This window comes from Limnochorda sp. L945t, assembly GCF_035593305.1.
Lineage (GTDB): Bacteria > Bacillota > Limnochordia > Limnochordales > Geochordaceae > Carboxydichorda > Carboxydichorda subterranea.
Window position 1 is genome coordinate 821,085 of the sequence record NZ_CP141615.1, and the last position, 15,527, is coordinate 836,611.

14 protein-coding genes, 1 tRNA gene and 1 riboswitch are annotated in these 15,527 nt (G+C 69.8%); of the genes, 7 read left to right on the forward strand and 8 right to left on the reverse strand.

Annotated features, from left to right (window positions below; all coding sequences use genetic code 11):
• Window positions 1-13: 13 nt before the first annotated feature.
• From moeB to thrC, 6 genes are all read right to left on the reverse strand, one after another.
• On the reverse strand, window positions 14-1,231 hold the full coding sequence (moeB, locus tag U7230_RS03780) for a molybdopterin-synthase adenylyltransferase MoeB (protein WP_324717407.1): 1,218 nt from the start codon (window positions 1,229-1,231) through the stop codon (window positions 14-16).
• Complete coding sequence (locus U7230_RS03785) at window positions 1,228-1,506, reverse strand: sulfurtransferase TusA family protein (RefSeq protein WP_324717408.1); 279 nt, start codon at window positions 1,504-1,506, stop codon at window positions 1,228-1,230. Before U7230_RS03785 ends, moeB begins: the two co-directional genes overlap by 4 nt.
• Before the next feature lie 72 nt (window positions 1,507-1,578).
• The gene (locus U7230_RS03790; protein ID WP_324717409.1) at window positions 1,579-2,898 is read right to left on the reverse strand and encodes a YeeE/YedE family protein; all 1,320 of its coding nucleotides are present in this window, start codon (window positions 2,896-2,898) and stop codon (window positions 1,579-1,581) included.
• A gap of 30 nt (window positions 2,899-2,928) precedes the next feature.
• A complete protein-coding gene (locus U7230_RS03795; protein ID WP_324717410.1) occupies window positions 2,929-3,852 on the reverse strand; it encodes a sulfurtransferase in 924 nt (307 codons plus the stop codon).
• 207 nt (window positions 3,853-4,059) lie between these two features.
• Entirely contained in the window at window positions 4,060-4,338 is a 279-nt protein-coding gene (locus U7230_RS03800) for a MoaD family protein (protein ID WP_324717411.1), read from the reverse strand.
• A gap of 56 nt (window positions 4,339-4,394) precedes the next feature.
• Window positions 4,395-5,738: a threonine synthase gene (gene thrC / locus U7230_RS03805; protein ID WP_404980628.1), complete on the reverse strand. Its 1,344-nt coding sequence runs from the start codon at window positions 5,736-5,738 to the stop codon at window positions 4,395-4,397.
• 227 nt (window positions 5,739-5,965) lie between these two features.
• Window positions 5,966-6,057: riboswitch (SAM riboswitch) on the reverse strand.
• Between the two features lie 164 nt (window positions 6,058-6,221).
• Here thrC and U7230_RS03810 point away from each other — a divergent pair.
• A tRNA-Leu gene (locus U7230_RS03810) sits at window positions 6,222-6,308 on the forward strand.
• A 22-nt stretch (window positions 6,309-6,330) separates the two neighbouring features.
• On the opposite strand, the gene U7230_RS03815 is transcribed toward U7230_RS03810, so the two are convergent.
• Window positions 6,331-7,308, reverse strand: coding sequence for an ROK family protein (locus U7230_RS03815; RefSeq protein WP_324717413.1), 978 nt, complete (start codon window positions 7,306-7,308; stop codon window positions 6,331-6,333).
• Between the two features lie 327 nt (window positions 7,309-7,635).
• On the opposite strand from U7230_RS03815, the gene U7230_RS03820 reads away from it, so the two are divergent.
• The 6 genes from U7230_RS03820 (at window position 7,636) to U7230_RS03845 (ending at window position 14,345) form a co-directional block, all read left to right on the forward strand.
• Entirely contained in the window at window positions 7,636-8,625 is a 990-nt protein-coding gene (locus U7230_RS03820) for a LacI family DNA-binding transcriptional regulator (protein WP_324717414.1), read from the forward strand.
• 106 nt (window positions 8,626-8,731) lie between these two features.
• Complete coding sequence (locus U7230_RS03825; RefSeq protein WP_324717415.1) at window positions 8,732-10,384, forward strand: ABC transporter substrate-binding protein; 1,653 nt, start codon at window positions 8,732-8,734, stop codon at window positions 10,382-10,384.
• Between the two features lie 12 nt (window positions 10,385-10,396).
• Window positions 10,397-11,377, forward strand: a complete 981-nt coding sequence (locus U7230_RS03830; protein ID WP_324717416.1) for an ABC transporter permease — start codon at window positions 10,397-10,399, stop codon at window positions 11,375-11,377.
• 6 nt (window positions 11,378-11,383) lie between these two features.
• Window positions 11,384-12,220: an ABC transporter permease gene (locus U7230_RS03835; RefSeq protein ID WP_324717417.1), complete on the forward strand. Its 837-nt coding sequence runs from the start codon at window positions 11,384-11,386 to the stop codon at window positions 12,218-12,220.
• Window positions 12,217-13,239 carry an ABC transporter ATP-binding protein gene (locus U7230_RS03840; RefSeq protein WP_324717418.1) on the forward strand — a complete coding sequence of 341 codons (1,023 nt, stop codon included), beginning with the start codon at window positions 12,217-12,219 and terminating at the stop codon, window positions 13,237-13,239. Before U7230_RS03835 ends, U7230_RS03840 begins: the two co-directional genes overlap by 4 nt.
• On the forward strand, window positions 13,236-14,345 hold the full coding sequence (locus U7230_RS03845) for an ABC transporter ATP-binding protein (protein WP_324717419.1): 1,110 nt from the start codon (window positions 13,236-13,238) through the stop codon (window positions 14,343-14,345). The genes U7230_RS03840 and U7230_RS03845 overlap by 4 nt, the downstream gene beginning before the upstream one ends.
• Here the strand turns inward: U7230_RS03845 and galK are convergent.
• A complete protein-coding gene (gene galK / locus U7230_RS03850; protein ID WP_324717420.1) occupies window positions 14,288-15,526 on the reverse strand; it encodes a galactokinase in 1,239 nt (412 codons plus the stop codon). The two genes, U7230_RS03845 and galK, sit on opposite strands and share 58 nt — an antisense overlap.
• Between the last annotated feature and the right edge of the window lies 1 nt (window position 15,527).

Below are 15,527 nucleotides of genomic sequence, written 5' to 3' on the forward strand. Positions count from 1 at the left end.
CGCCCGGCCGGGGTCAGGACGAAGGGCCTTCCACCGGCAGCTGGTGGTTGAGCCAGGCGATGATGCCACCCTGCAGGTTGAAGGCACGCTCCCATCCCGATCGGCGCAAGAGGGCGACTGCTCTGGCGCTTCGTTCGCCGACCGCGCAGTAGGCGACCAGGTCACGGCCCTTCGGCAGCTCGTGGAGCCGCTGGGGCAACTCTCCCAGGGGAATCCAGAGCGAGCCCTCGATGCGCATGATGTCCCGTTCGGCTTTCTCTCGCACGTCGAGGAGCACCACCCCGCCCTCCTGCACCCTCTTCCACACGTCGGGAGGGCTCAGCTGCGCGACCCCGCCGTCGACGGCCGGCGTGGCCTCGCCGGCCGGGCCGTCGCCCGAGCCAGCCGCTTGCTGGGCCTGCGCCTGCGGCGCCGGGTGGCGGTGGGGCACGCCGCAAAATTCCTCGTAGTCGATGAGGCGGGTTACGGTCGGGTGGTCGCCGCAGACCGGGCAGGCAGGGTCGCGCTGGTAGCGCACCACCCGGATGTCGGCGGCCAGCGCGTCGAACAGCAGCAGCCGGTTGACCAGGGTCTCCCCGATCCCGAGCAGCACCTTGACGGCCTCGAGCGCCTGCAGCGTGCCGAAGAAGCCGGCGAGAGCCCCGATGATCCCGGCGTCCGCGCAGCTGGGCACGCTGCCGGGGGGCGGCGGGGTGGGAAAGAGGCAGCGGTAGCACCCGTGACCCGGCAGATACGTCGTCGCCTGGCCCTCCCAGCGCAGGATGCTGGCGTCGACGAGGGGCTTTCCCAGCAAGACGCAGGCGTCGTTGACCAGGTACCGGGTCGGGAAGTTGTCGCACCCGTTGACGACCACGTCGTAGTCCCGCAGGATCTCCATGGCGTTGTCCGAGGTGAGCACTGTCTGGTAAGGGCGCACCTCGACCTCGGGATTGACGTCCTCCAGGGTGCGCCGGGCCGATTGGGTCTTGGGGCGGCCCACGTCGTGGGTGAAGTGGAGGATCTGGCGCTGCAGGTTGGTGAGGTCGACCCGGTCGCCGTCGACGATGCCCAGGGTGCCGACCCCGGCCGCCGCCAGGTAGAGGGCGGTGGGCGAGCCGAGCCCGCCCGCCCCCACGATCAGCACCCGCGACTCGAGGAGCTTGCGCTGGCCTTCCACCCCGACCTCCTGCAGGAGGATCTGGCGGCTGTACCGCTGCATCTGCTCGCCGGTGAGCAAGGGGACACCTCTCATGGCCGCGATGCAGCTCCCTTCACGGAAGGCGCTCCGGCCACTTGCGGGCGAGGCGGCGCCTCCGTCTTGGATACGACGACCTTCCACACGCCCGGCCCCGCCGGTTCGATCCGGCTCGAGTAGCCCAGGCGGGAGGTGTATGCCGGGATGGTCTGGAGCGCGGGTGGGTGATCGGTGATCACCTCGAGGGATTCGCCCGGAGCAAGCCGCGCGAGTGCCTCCACGGCCTTCAGCATCGGGTAGGGGCAGATCTCGCCCCGAACGTCCAGCACCACGGGTCATCGAAACCCCCTTCGCCGCTCCGCGTGGAGCATTGTACCGTTTTTCGCGAGCCACCGGGTCACGTCTCACGCGAACCGCCGCACCAGCCGGCTCCCGAGGCCGGCGCCGGCCAGCAGGGCGGCCCCGAAGACCCACCCGTTGAGGCCGAGGGACGGGATGGCCGAGAAGAAGGCGCCGATGGTGCACCCTCCGGCCAGCGCCGCCCCGTAGCCCATGAGGATGCCACCGGCAGCGGACTGGACGAAGCGCCGGGGCCGGCGTGGCATACGCCACCGCCATTCTCCAGACGCCAGGGCCGCCGTGAAGCTCCCGGCGACCATCCCGAGATCGAGCATGAGGGAGTGGCTCACCAGGCGGCTGCCGCCCAGGGTCAGGGTGCACCCGGGCAGCTGGTCGGCTCCGGGCAGGGGCCCCGGCGGCCAGCCGAGCAGGGTCGAGAGCTCTACCGCCCAACGGGAGATCTCCCCGGTCACCCCCCACGGCATGTGGGCTACGTAAAGGTACACGTTGAGCAGGCCCAGCAGGACGCCCCCGGTAAGCGCCGGCCAGCCATCTCGCAGAATCGGGCGGGCAAGGGCTGCAAGGCGCCGGCGCACCGCTGACGGACCGGGCGTCGCGATCCCCCCGGCACCCGGCCCGGCGGCCGGTACGGAGGCCGGATCGGCGGGCGACCAAGTCGCTCCTCCGGCCGGCCCGGTCGTCACGAAGGCGGCCACCGGCAAACGGGCCTCCCGGACTTCGAGCAGCAGCCACACTGCCCCGATCCCCGCCAGCGTCAGTGCCAGCGCTCCGGCGTACCCCAGGTAACGGGGGAGCCAGACGACGGGCCCCGGCCCGATGAAGTGCTCCCACCAGAAGCCCCAGCTATGAGCGGCAAGGCCCAGGCCCACCACGATCCCGGCGAAGGCGGCGTAGGAGGCGGCGTAGCCTTCGCCCATCCGATACAGCGTGCCCGAGACGCACCCGCCGGCCACGGTCATCCCGATGCCGAACAGCACCCCGCCCACCACCAGGTGCCACCCCAGCGGGAACAGGTGCGCCTCCGGCGGGAGCACCCCCGGCAGGCCCGGCATGCTCACCATTTTGGACTCGAGCAGGGCGAACCCCGTCGAGGCCACTGCCATGCCGGCCAGAATCCCCTTCAGCGTGGACGAGCCGCCGAACAAGAACAGGTCCCGAAACGCCGACGCAAAGCAGAAGCGGCTGCGCTGCAACACCACGCCGAGGGCCACCCCGAAGGCCCAGAAGAGCACGTAGTCCCGGCCGAGCTGCGACACATACCAGCCGGCTGCGGCGACTCCGAGCGCCCCGAGGGCGGCGACCAGGGCGGTGCTGGCGGGAAGGTGCCAGGCCGTTGCGGCGGCGGGTTGACCCAGGGAGTTCACGGGCGCTCCTCCTTTCGCTCAGCGTTTCGCTCAGCGTTCCACGGGGAGATCGGGCCGGTTGCCCCACTCGGCCCAGGAGCCGTCGTAGACGCGCACCGACGGGTAGCCCAGCAGTTCGTGCAGGACGAACCAGGTATGGGCCGCCCGGACGCCCGTCTGGCAATAGACCACGATTTCGCCGGCGGCACCGGGGCCGAGCCCCGCGCTCTCGAAGAGCTTCCGGAGCTCCGGTACGGGTTTGAAGGTGCCGTCGGGACGAGTCACGAGCGACCACTCGAGATTGACCGAGCCCGGGATGTGCCCGCCCCGGGCCGCCCTCACGTCGAGGCCGGCGTACTCCTGGGGGGAGCGCACGTCACAGACCCGAGCCTGGCCGAGCACCCGCTGCACGTCTTGCCAGGTCGCCACCAGCTGCCTGTCGGGCGTGGGGACGGGGTACGGCGAGAGGTCGCGGGAGGAGAGGGCCGGCGAGGGCGGGGAGCCGGCCTCGACCTCGCGCCCCTCCCGCGTCCAGCGCGTGATGCCGCCGTCCAGGATGGCCACGTGCGGATGCCCGTACAGCTTGAAGACCCAGTAGGCCCGGGCGGCCCACAGGCCCCGCTGGTCGTCGTAGAGCACCACCGGCTCCTCCCGCCCGATCCCCAGCCGCTGCATCAGCCGCTGGAACTGCTGGGGCGTAGCGGCCATCCCTTCGACGGGGTTGGAGGGATCCACCAGATCGGCCCTGGGGTCGACCGGCAGGGCGCCGGGGATGTGCCCTCGAGCGAACGCGGAGGGATCCGTGCGGACGTCGAGCAGACGGGGAGCGAAAGGCCCGTCGAGATGAGCGGCCAGCCAGGCGGGGTCGACCAGCGGGCCGGGGAGCGGTGCGGTGGTGCCGGCCGCCAGCACCGCAGGGCCGCGGCCCAGCGGAACCACGGACAACAGCAGGGCCAGGAGTGCGGCAACGAGCATCCAGCTCCCGGACGAACGCCGCAGGCACCTCGAGGACCCGGCAGAGCAACGAGAAACGGGACGGTCTGAAAGGTACACGGGTACCCTCTCCTCCTTCGTCCAGGCGGTCTTTGCAGCCGCCGGGTAAGATCAGAGCCGGTGTGCGCGGGTTACGGGCGGGATGGCGGCGCCCGCGCCGTCAGAGCGGGGCGCCGCCGTGGGTGAAGGTCAACACCCGCCGGCCATGGCGGGCACGATGGCGATTTCGGATCCTTCGGGCAGCGGCGTGTCGAGGCCCGAGAGCAGCCGGACGTCCTGGTCGTTGACGAACAGGTTGACGTAGCGGTGCAGGTCTCCTCCCCCGTCGACCAGGCGCTGGCGGATGCCCGGATAACGCAGCTCGAGGGCCTGGATGGCCTCGGCCACGGTGGACGCCTCGACCTGGACCTCCTTCTCCCCGTTGGTCAGGCCACGCAAGAGCTGGGGTACTCTCACCGTCACTGCCATGGTGCGACACGTCTCCCCCCGAGTGGTGCGCCTGGGGCGCACGCACGCCATCCATGCTACCGATCCGACGCCGGTACGCCGGCCGGCTGGAGCCGGCCGCCATGCAGGTGTCCGTTGCCGGCAAGCCCGTGGCCGGCCCTGCCTCCGGCCGCCACCGCCTCGTGCAAGGCCTGCTCGAAGCTGCGCAGGGTGGGAGCGATGGTCACGGCCCGGCCCGCGACACCCTCGGCGGCGTCCAGCGTCTTCAAACCCATCCCTGTAATATAGGCCACTACCGTCTCGTCGCGCCCGAAGGCCCCGCGCTCGGCGAGGCGCTGAAGCACGGCGACGGTGGTCCCGCCGGCCGTCTCGGTGAAGATGCCCTCGGTACGGGCCAGGAGCGCGATCCCCTCGACGATCTCCTGATCGCTGACCGCCTCGACCACGCCCCCGCTCGAGCGGGCGATCTGCAGGACGTAACGGCCGTCGGCCGGGTTACCGATGGCCAGGCTGCGGGCGATGGTGTCGGGGACGACCGGGTCCACGTACTCGCGGCCCTCGCGAAAAGCCCTGGCCACCGGAGAGCATCCGGCCGCCTGGGCTCCGTGCACCCGCGGTGCCGGGCTCGCTTCCACCAGGCGCAGGCGCTGGAGCTCGCGGAAGCCCTTGGTGATCTTGACGAGCAGGTTGCCCGAAGCGACCGGGACCACGATGTGATCGGGGACGTGCCAGCCGAGCTGCTCGGCGACCTCGTAGGCGAGGGTCTTGGCACCCTCGGCGTAGAACGGCCGTAGATTGACATTGACGAAAGCCCAGGGCCGCTCGTCGGCGATCTGGGCGCAGAGTCGGTTGACGTCGTCGTAGGTCCCCTCCACCTCCACGATGGTGGGGTGGTAGATGGCCGAGGTGACGACCTTGGGGCGCTCGAGGCCCGCCGGGATGAAGACGTAGGCGGGCATGCCGGCCCGGGCGGCGTGGGCGGCCACCGAGTTGGCCAGATTGCCGGTAGAGGCACACGCCAGCACCTCGAAGCCGAAGCGGCGCGCCGCGGCAGCGGCCACCGAGACCACTCGATCCTTGAACGACCACGTGGGGTTGACGGCGTCGTTCTTGAGGAAGAGCCGCTCCAGCCCCAGCAAGCGGCCCAACCGCCGGGCGTGCAGCAGGGGAGTGAAGCCGGCCTGAAGGTCGGTCTCCGGGTCGTGAGCCACCGGGAGCAGGTCGGCGTAGCGCCACATGCTGGCGGGGCCCGAGGCGATGCGCGCCCGGAGTTGGGCCGGCCCCGGGAGCGCGCCGTAGTCGTAGATCGGTTCGAGCGGCCCGAAACAGGCGTCGCACGCGTACTGAGGGCCCATCAGGAAGGTCTTGCCACACTCCCGGCACTGAAGGCCCGCGGCTGCCAATACCGAGGCACCCCCCATGAGCCAGCGTCCCAGGAGCGGGGTCGACACCCCGTGCCACGTGCATTCCCACCGGCGACCGCAGGCGGCCTGCATGCCGCCGACAGGGCACAGAAGGTCCACCGTTGCACCCGCACCGGCCGGAGGGGCGTCCGCGAATGGGCAGAACGCAAACCGAAGAAGGACGGTCCACGAAAATCCTCTCCTGCGGCTGATGCGCCGCGCGGGAGAGGACGATGTACCTCGTCCTCTTATCCTCCGGGATTGGCACCTTACCGCCGTCAGGCTCGCAGGTTGCCGGGGGTCATCGAGCCGGTCTCTCGCCCGCTCTTGATAAGGGACCGCTGTTTGGTTTGGTCGGATGGTAGCACAGGCAACGAGCGGGTGTCAATACCATTTTCAGCACATGCCGCCGGAACTCGTGCCGTGCGCCGTGGCGGCCCGCCGGGCGGTACCGCGCGGCGCCCGCCCCATCCCCTGTGCTATACTCCGAGGTGAGACGGTGCGGGCGTGGCGGAACCGGCAGACGCGGCAGGCTTAGGACCTGCTGGGCGAGAGCCCTTGGGGGTTCGACTCCCTTCGCCCGCACCACCTGCTCCGGGATGGTGTGCTGTCAACGGGACGCCTGCCCGCCGGGCGATTCGCTCACGAGCGAGGCGGCTCCCACCAGGGCGGAGTCCTGTCCCAGCGCCGCCGGTACGATGTCGAAGCTACCCCGCAGCGCATCCCCCACGTGCCGGTCGACGGAGGCCCGGCAGGGCGCGAGGAGCTTCTCCCCGGCAAGGCTGATGCCGCCGCCCACCACCACCCGGTCGGGAAGGAAAATCTGGGCGAGGCTTGCGACCCCGACGCCCAGCCACTCCCCAACCTCCTGCCAGACGGCCCGCGCTCCCGGGTCACCCGTATCGGCCAGGCGGGAGATGGCCTCCGGGGTGAGCCCTTCCCCGCCGTCCAGCAGGGCTCGGAGAGCCGGAAATTCGCCGCCGGCGGCGATTTCGCGGGCGATGCGCAAGACGGCCCGCGACGAGACCATCTCCTCCCAACAGCCACGCCCGCCACAGGTGCATACCGGGCCGTCCCGGGCCACCACCATGTGCCCCATCTCGCCCGGAGTCTGGTCGTAGACCCAGCGAAGGAGCTGGCCTCGTACGCTGATGGCCGCGGCGACGCCGGTGCCGATGCTGACCATGACGACGCGCCGGCGGCCGCTGGCCGCTCCCGCCCAGAGCTCGCCCAGGAGCGCGGCGTTGATGTCCCACTCCAGCACGACCGGCGCTTCGAGCCGCCGGCGCAGGTAGGAGCGCAGGGCGAAGCCCTCCAGCGCGGGGAGGTTGTTGTTGAGGTGGATGACGTCGCCGTGCTCGAAGGGGGAGTTGACCGATACCCCGTACCCCTCCGGAGAGCGGCCCATACGGGCCTCGACCCAGTCGGCCGCCCGGCGGATGGCCGTCAAGAGGCCCTCCACGCATGCCTCTGGGGCCCGAGCACGAGGCGTGGGCTCCGAGAAACGCGCTACCACGCGGCCTTCTTGGTCTACCACGGCGGCTTTGGAGTACGTGCCCCCGAGATCCGCGCCCACCCGATAAGTCATCGACGCTCTCTCCCGGCCTGGCCCTGCATCGGTGTGCCTCCGTCCGTATCGGTATCGGCCACGAGGACCCATTTCCGCGGGCGGCCGGGGTTTGCCTCTTGGAGCGGGCAGCGGATCGGGAGGGAAAGCCGCCGGGGTGACCGCAACGGCGGGCGGGATGGGTTACCCGTGGATCATTTAGAAATCGATTCCGAATACGTCGTGGCAACATATAGATGGTCCACGACCGCGGTCTTGGAGAAGGAACCTACGCTGCGCGTTACGAAACAGTCTCGCGTGAACGCGAGCGCCGGTCGGGGGATCGGCGCCTCGGAGGCGGACGGATCGGTGCCGACGATTCGGGACGTAGCCAGGGCGGCAGGGGTTTCGGAGGCAACCGTTTCCCGGGCGATCAACCAGGCTCCGGGCGTAAGCGCTCGCACCCGAGAGCGAGTGCTGGCGGTGGCCAGGGACCTCCACTTCACCCCGGCGCCCGTCGCCCGCCGGCTCCGGGGGGCACGCACGGGGCTCGCCGGCGTGGTGGTGCCGGATCTGTCGGCCTCCTTCTTCGTCGAGATCATCCAGGGGATCGAGCACACGCTGAGCCTCAACGACTACCGGGTCCTGGTTTGCGACGCCCGCAACGACAGGAGCCGGGAAGAGGCGCACATCCGTTGGCTCGCCGACGGTACCGTGGATGCCATCCTGCTGCTCGCCCCGACGACCACCGATGCCTTCATCGCAGAAGTGGCCTCGCAGGGACCACCGGTGGCCGTGTTCGGCAGGGTAGTCTCCGGTGGACCGGTCACATCGGTCACCGTTGCCAACCGGCAGGCTGCCGAGCAGGCGACCGAGCACCTGATCAGCCACGGGCGTGAGCGGATCGCCTTCATCGCCGGGACCCCGGGCATACCCGACGGCGAGGCGCGCCTGGAAGGATACCGGGACGCCATGCAGCGTCACGGGCGGGAGAGCGCAATCGCGGTGGAGGTGGGGCACTTCTCCGAAGAAGGAGGCCGAGCCGCGCTGCGAGCCCTTCTGGAGCGGCGTCCTCCGCCCGACGCGATACTGGCCGCCAACGACGAGATGGCCATGGGAGTGCTGGTGGGGGCACGGGAGTTGGGGGTGCGGGTGCCGGAGGATATCGCGCTGGTCGGGTTCGACAACATCCGCTGCGCGAGGCTGGTGACCCCGGCGCTCACTACCGTACACCAGCCCAAGCTGGACATCGGCTTCCGGTTGGCGCAGAGCGCGCTCGACCGTCTCAAGGGAGTCGCGGGGCACGAACAGTGGGTGCTGCCGGCAGATCTCGTGGTGCGGCGTTCGTGTGGGTGCTGAGGGGTCGTGTGGGCGGCAGGAAATACCCGTCGTGGTGGTGGCGTGGCTCGCAGTGCTCGGGCGGAGTCATGAAAACGCTCCGAGAATCGAGAGGAGGCGGCTTGCGATGCGTCGATGGATCACGCTGGCCGTGGCCCTTACCCTCGTCGGGGTGGTGGCGACCGGAGGGCTCGCCCAGGAGGCCAAGCGCGGCGGCACGCTGCAGGTGGTCATGCCATGGGGGACCATGGTGTACAACGGTAACCCCTTCCTCCCCGGCGGGCAAAACATGCCGGCCACTATGGCGACCATCTACGAGGGCCTGTACTACATCAACGAGACCAACGGCCAGGAACGGCCGCGCCTGGGCGTCTCGTACCAGTGGAGCGCGGATAACCTGCGGCTCACGGTCAAGACCCGGCAGGGCGTGCTCTGGAGCGACGGTAAGCCGTTCAGCGCGAAAGACGTGGCCTTCACCTTCAACTACATCAAGCAGCATCCCGCCGCCGACCTGGCGGCCGTTTGGAAGGGAGGCCTCGAGAGGGTCGAGACGACCGACGACCATACGGTGGTCTTCACCTTCTCCTCGCCCAACACTCCCCTCTGGTACTACCTGGCCATGGTCCCGATCGTGCCCGAGCACGTCTGGTCCAAGGTCGACGACCCCATGAGCTTCACCAACCGAGAGCCGGTCGGCACCGGGCCCTTCGTGCTGAAGAGCTTCACACCCCAGTCCATGACGGTGGTACGCAACCCCCGCTACTGGATGGAGGGACGGCCCTACATCGACGCGATCACGTACCGGGCGGTCGACTCCAACACCACCGTGCTCCTGATGATGCTGCGCAACGAGGCGGACGTCACCTACACCTTCTTCCCGGATCCGGCCAAGTCGTTCGCCGCCCGAGACCCAGCGGTGCACAAGTTCTGGTGGCCCGTCAACAACACCAACATCCTCTACCTCAACACCGCCAAGGAGCCTTTCAACGATAGCCGGTTCCGTAAGGCGGTGGCGATGGCCCTCGACCGCCAGGCCATGGCGGAGCGGGCTTACTACGGCGTGGTCAAGCCTGCCCACCCGACGGGGATCGTCCCGGGACAGGTCGGGCAGTGGATCGACCCGTCCCTCGAGAAGCAGGCCTTCCAGTACGACCCGGCCGGGGCCCGGCAGCTCTTGCAGCAGGCGGGATTCCGGTGGAACTCGGCGGGCGACCTGCTCGGCCCGGACGGCAAGAAGCTCCCGGCGTTGCGCATCCTGGTGGGCTCGGGCTGGACGGACTTCATCACCATGGCCCAGATCATTTCGCAGAACCTGGCCGCCATCGGCATCGAGACCGTCATCGACCAGCAGCCCTGGAATAGCTACATCACCTCTCTCATGAGCGGTACCTACGACATGGCGATCTCGTGGGGTTCCGGGACCGGGCCGACGCCTTACTACCTGTACTACATGGAGTTCAGCCCGGAGTTCTCGGGGGCCAAGATCGGCGACACGGCGACCTCCAACTGGGCAAGGTTCACCGATCCGGCCATCACCGAGGCCCTTGCCCGGTACCGGCGCACGAGCGACCGGTCGCAACAGAAGCAGGCCATCGAAACCATCGCCGGGATCGTGTTGGACAAGGTGCCGTTCATCCCGCTGACGGAACGCACCAACTTCCTGGACTACAACGAGTCACGCTTCACAGGTTGGCCGTCGGCGGACGACCCGTACAACGGGGGTGACCCGCCGGACGGCATCGGGGCGGTCTGGATGTTCCTCAACGTGCACTTGAAGTAGGCGGGATCGAGCGTGCGATACCTGCTGCGGCGGCTGGGGTTCCTGGCGTTCACGGCGTGGGCGGCGCTCACCATCAACTTCGTGCTGCCCAGGATGATGCCGGGCAACCCGGCCCAGGTGATGATCGCCAAGTTCCAGGGGCGCCTCAGCCCCAGGGCGCTGGAGGCGCTCGAGCTGGCGTTCGGGCTCAACGTGCGGCAGAGCCTGGTCGCCCAGTACGTGGAGTACTGGAAGCAGATCTTCCGGGGGGACCTGGGCGTCTCGCTCACGTACTATCCCACCCCGGTCGCCGAGGTGCTGGCCCAGGCACTGCCGTGGACGCTGGGGCTGGTCGGGGTATCCACGCTCCTCGCCTTCGGGGCAGGTACGCTCATCGGCATCCACTCGGCGTGGCGCCACGGGTCACGGCTGGCCGACGCCGTGGTACCCGTGGCGCTTTTCCTCAACAGCATGCCGTACTTCTGGTTTGCCCTGGTCGTGCTCTACGTCTTCGCCTTCCTGCTCGGATGGTTTCCCCTCGGGGGCGGGTCCTCGCCGGGGGGAGGCGAGGGGTGGGCGTACTGGGCAGGCGTGGTGCGCCACGCGGTGCTCCCGGCGTTGACGATCACCGTGACGGCCATGGGCGGGTGGCTGCTGACCATGCGCAACAACATGATGAGCGTGCTGGGGGAGGAGTACATCGCCTTCGCGCGGGCGAAGGGGCTGCGAGACCGTGCGATCAAGTACCGCTACGCGGCCCGTAATGCCATCCTGCCGAGCTTCACAGGGCTTTCGATGGCGCTCGGCTTCGTGGTGGGCGGGGCGCTGCTGACCGAGATGGTGTTCGCCTATCCAGGGGTGGGCTTCATCTTGTACCAGGCGGTGACGAGCCTCGACTATCCTCTGATGCAGGCCATCTTCCTCTTCATCTCGCTGGCGGTGCTGCTGGCCAACTTCCTGGCCGACATGACCCTGGCGCTGCTCGATCCCCGGGTGCGAGCAGGGGGCGGGTAAGTCTCGATGGGCACGTTCAGAGCCGTGCTGCGCAATCGCAAGGCGGCGTGGGGCCTCGGCATCCTGGGCTTCTTCGTGGCGGTCGCGCTGCTCGCGCCGGTCATTGCCCCCACGTCGCCGTCTGCCATGGCCTTTGCTCCGTCGGAGCCGCCGAGCTGGCGCCATCCCCTGGGTACGACGGCCACCGGACAGGACATCTTCGCCCAGGTCGTCTGGGGTAGCCGCCTTTCCCTGGTGGTCGGGCTCGTGACGGGAGCGGCGGCGACGCTGTTGTCGGTGGTGGTCGGGCTCACGGCGGGTTACGCCGGCGGGGTGTTGGACGACGTGCTCACCACCCTCACCAACATCTTCCTGGTGCTGCCGGGGTTGCCGCTGATGATCATCGTGGCCGCCTACGTCAAGGTGAAGGGCGTCGTTCCCATCATCCTGGTCATCTCGGTCACGGGTTGGGCGTGGGGGGCCAGGCTGCTGCGAGCCCAGGCCATGAGCTTGAAATCGCGCGACTTCGTGCAGGCATCGGTCGTGGTGGGTGAGCGGCCGGCACGGATCGTCTTCGGCGAGCTCTTGCCCAACCTCTCCGGTCTCATCGCCGCCAACTTCTTCGGCGCTGCGGTGTATGCGGTGCTGAGCGAGGCGAGCCTGGAGTTTCTGGGGCTCGGCAACGTCAATGTGGTGACGTGGGGGACCATGCTGTACTGGGCGCAAAACAACCAGGCCATCCTGCTCGGCCAATGGCAGTGGATGGCCGTGCCCGGGCTGTGCATCGCCCTGCTCGGCACGGCGTTCGCGCTCATCAACTTCGCGGTGGACGAGGTCGCCAATCCGAGGCTGAGAGTACGGTGAGAGCGGTGGGGACGTTGTTGGAGGTCCGAGGCCTGCGGGCCGGCTACGTCTACCGGGACGGCGCCGTGGAAGCGGTGCGGGGCGTCGACCTCGATCTCGCGGCCGGGGAATTCCTCGGACTGGCAGGCGAGTCAGGGTGCGGCAAGACGACCCTCGCTTTCGCAGTGGCGGGGCTGTTGCCGGCACCGGGGCAGGTCCTCGGGGGCGAGGTGCGCTTCGACGGCCGCGACCTCACGAAGGCCGGGGAAGAGGCCCTTCGGCGGCTGCGTGGGAAGGAGATGGCCATCGTCTTCCAGGCATCCATGAACGTCCTCAACCCCGTGCTGCGCATCGGCGACCAGATGGCCGACGCGCTACGGGCGCATGGGGTGACGGAGCGCAAGGCCATCGACGAGCGCATCGAGCGGATGCTGCAGCTCGTGGGGCTGGCGTCGCAGTACCGCTACGCCTACCCGCATCAGCTGAGCGGCGGCATGCGCCAGCGGGTGGTCATCGCCACCGCGCTCGCGCTCGATCCGCGCCTCGTGATCATGGACGAGCCGACGACGGGGCTCGACGTGGTGGTCCAGCGCACCATCCTGCAGGAGATCGACGAGCTGAGACGGCGCCTCGGCTTTGCCGTGCTTTTCATCACCCACGACCTGTCGCTCCTGGTGGAAATCAGTGACACCATCGCCATCATGTACGCCGGGGCGCTGGTGGAAAGAGCCCCGTCGAGGGAGCTCTACGAGCGGCCACTCCATCCGTACACGGAACGCCTCATGGCCGCCTTCCCACCCATCAGCGGCCCCCGCGAGCGCCTGCGAGGGATTGCCGGCCAGCCGCCGGATCTGCGCGGGCCGGCACGAGGCTGCCCGTTTGCGCCACGCTGCGAGCGGCGCCTTGGCACCGTGTGCGAAGCTGTCACGGCACCCTTGCAGGAAGTAGCGCCCGGCCACTGGGTGGCCTGCCACCTCTACGGGGAGAACGCCGCGGCGGCCGGTGCCCTCGCCCGCTCGGAGGGGGCCATGCGCGCATGAGCCGGCAGGCACCGGCCATGGCCACCTCCGGCCTGGCCGGGGACGCGGCACCGCTGTTGCGCCTCGAGGGGCTGAGCAAGACCTTTCGCATCGGGCGCTGGCCCCGGGTCCGCTTGGTGAAGGCCCTGGTGGACGTCGACCTCGACGTGGGGCACCGGGAGATCCTGGGCCTCGTGGGCGAATCGGGCTCCGGGAAATCGACGCTGGCGCGTATCGTCGCCCGTCTCGAAGCCCCCAGCGCCGGGCGGGTGATCCTCGACGGCCAGCCGGTACCGGCACGCCTCTCCCGCCACGCGCTCCTCGCGTACCGCAAGAAGGTCCAGATGGTGTTCCAGGATCCTTTCGCCTCGCTCAATCCCTTGCGGACGGTGGGAGAGACGCTGGCCCGGCCGTTCGTCGTGCACGGCCTCGCACGCCGGGGGGAGGTCCGGCGGCAGGTGGGCAGGCTTCTGGAGCAGTGCGGGCTGACGCCGGCCGAACGGTTCGTCGACCGCTACCCGCATGAACTGAGTGGCGGGCAGCGCCAGCGGGTGGGGATCGCCCGGGCGCTTGCCGTCGAGCCGCGCCTGTTGCTCGCGGACGAGCCGACCTCCATGCTCGACGTATCGGTGCGCCTCGACATCATGAACCTCCTGTGGGACCTGAAAGAAAGCCGTGACCTCTCCTTGCTCTTCATCACCCACGACCTGGCCGCGGCCCACTACCTGTGCGACCGGGTGGCCGTGCTGTACGCCGGGCACGTGGTCGAAGTAGGCCCGTCGGAAGAGGTCATCGGGGCTCCCCGCCATCCGTACACCCAGCTCCTGCGCAAGGCGGCGCCCAAGCCGGAGCTCGGACTACGGCCGGAGCGGCTGGAGGCCCCCGGGGAGGTACCCGACCTCGCCGCCCCTCCGCCCGGCTGCCCGTTCGAGCCGCGCTGCCCGCTGGCGCGACCGGAGTGCCGGCAGGGCCTGCCCCGGATGGTGACGGTCGGGCCGGGTCACCTGGCGCGCTGCGTCCTGCTGGACCCGGGTCAGGAAGGCAGGGCCTCTCGTGGGGGCGGCCCCTCTTACGAGGGCAGCGCCTCGACGCGGGCACCCTCGCCGGCCTCCAGGACGAAGAGCTGAGGCGTCTTGCCGGCGCGCAGGGGGTACTCCCGCTCGATGGCCTGCAGCAGCGCGCCCGTCGCCTCGGCTCTCACCAGGGCCACGGCCGATCCGCCGAATCCGGCGCCGGTCATCCGGGCTCCCAAGACGCCCGGTACGCCGCGGGCGATCTCCACGACCGCATCGAGTTCGGGGCAGCTCACCTCGAAGAGATCCCGCAGGCTTTCGTGCGAGGCGTTCATCAGGGCTCCGAAGGCCGCCAGGTCCGAGCGGCGCAGGGCGGCCACGGCCTCGACGACCCGGGCGTTTTCTTCCACCAGGTGGCGGAGGCGCCGGTGCTGGGCCGGCGGCATATGGGAGGCGAGCCCGGGCAGTGACGGGGACGGGAGCTCCCGCACGAGCCGCCAGCCGGGGACGTGACGGCGGGCGGCGGCGATGGCGTCCTCGGCCTCCTGGCGGCGGAGGTTGTAGGCGGACGAGGCGAGGCTGCGCCGCACGCGGGTGTCGATCACGACCATGGCAGCCCCGGGCGGCAACGGCACGTGCTCGTAGCGGAGGCTGTCCGTGTCGAGGAACAGGGCGTGCCCCCGCCGGGCCATCCTCGAGACGAACTGGTCCATGATGCCGCAGGCGACCCCGACCCACTCGTTTTCGGCACGCCGGGCCAGGCGTATGGCCTCCATCGGCGGCAGCTCGAACGCACCGGCGGCCGCCGCGAAGAGGGCGGTCGCCACCTCGAGGGCGGCCGAAGAGGAGAGCCCGGCCCCCTGGGGAACGTCGCCGGCGATGACCATGTCGGCCCCCCGAAGAGCGTAGCCCTCCGCCTGTAGCGCAGCGAACACTCCCCGCACGTAGTTGCTCCAGGGGTGCTCGGAGTCACGCCGCGGCGCGTCCAACCGGGCGTCGTCCAGCGAAAAATCTACCGAGGCGCCATAGTCCACCGAATAGAGCCGCACGGTGCGATCCGGGCGAGGGATGCCGGCCACGTAGATCCGCCGGTCGATGGCCACGGGGAGCACGTAGCCGCCGGTGTAGTCCGTGTGTTCACCGATGAGGTTGACCCGGCCAGGAGCGCTGGCCACAAGAGCGGGCCGGCGTCCAAATCGTTCGGTGAAGGCTGTGCTCGCGCGTGCGCCAGCCGGGTGGTCGCGTAAGCGGGCTGCGGGCCCGCCGGTCGCCGAGGCCGGATCCGTGGTCGCCATG

Coding starts and splice junctions, on each gene's coding strand:
- U7230_RS03815 (WP_324717413.1), bottom strand. CDS start 7,308: ATGACTTATCGGGTGGGCGCGGATCTCGGGGGCACGTACTCCAAAGCC.
- thrC (WP_404980628.1), bottom strand. CDS start 5,738: ATGGGGGGTGCCTCGGTATTGGCAGCCGCGGGCCTTCAGTGCCGGGAG.
- U7230_RS03795 (WP_324717410.1), bottom strand. CDS start 3,852: ATGCTCGTTGCCGCACTCCTGGCCCTGCTGTTGTCCGTGGTTCCGCTG.
- U7230_RS03800 (WP_324717411.1), bottom strand. CDS start 4,338: ATGGCAGTGACGGTGAGAGTACCCCAGCTCTTGCGTGGCCTGACCAAC.
- U7230_RS03845 (WP_324717419.1), top strand. CDS start 13,236: ATGAGCCGGCAGGCACCGGCCATGGCCACCTCCGGCCTGGCCGGGGAC.
- moeB (WP_324717407.1), bottom strand. CDS start 1,231: ATGAGAGGTGTCCCCTTGCTCACCGGCGAGCAGATGCAGCGGTACAGC.
- U7230_RS03835 (WP_324717417.1), top strand. CDS start 11,384: ATGGGCACGTTCAGAGCCGTGCTGCGCAATCGCAAGGCGGCGTGGGGC.
- U7230_RS03825 (WP_324717415.1), top strand. CDS start 8,732: ATGCGTCGATGGATCACGCTGGCCGTGGCCCTTACCCTCGTCGGGGTG.
- galK (WP_324717420.1), bottom strand. CDS start 15,526: ATGGCGACCACGGATCCGGCCTCGGCGACCGGCGGGCCCGCAGCCCGC.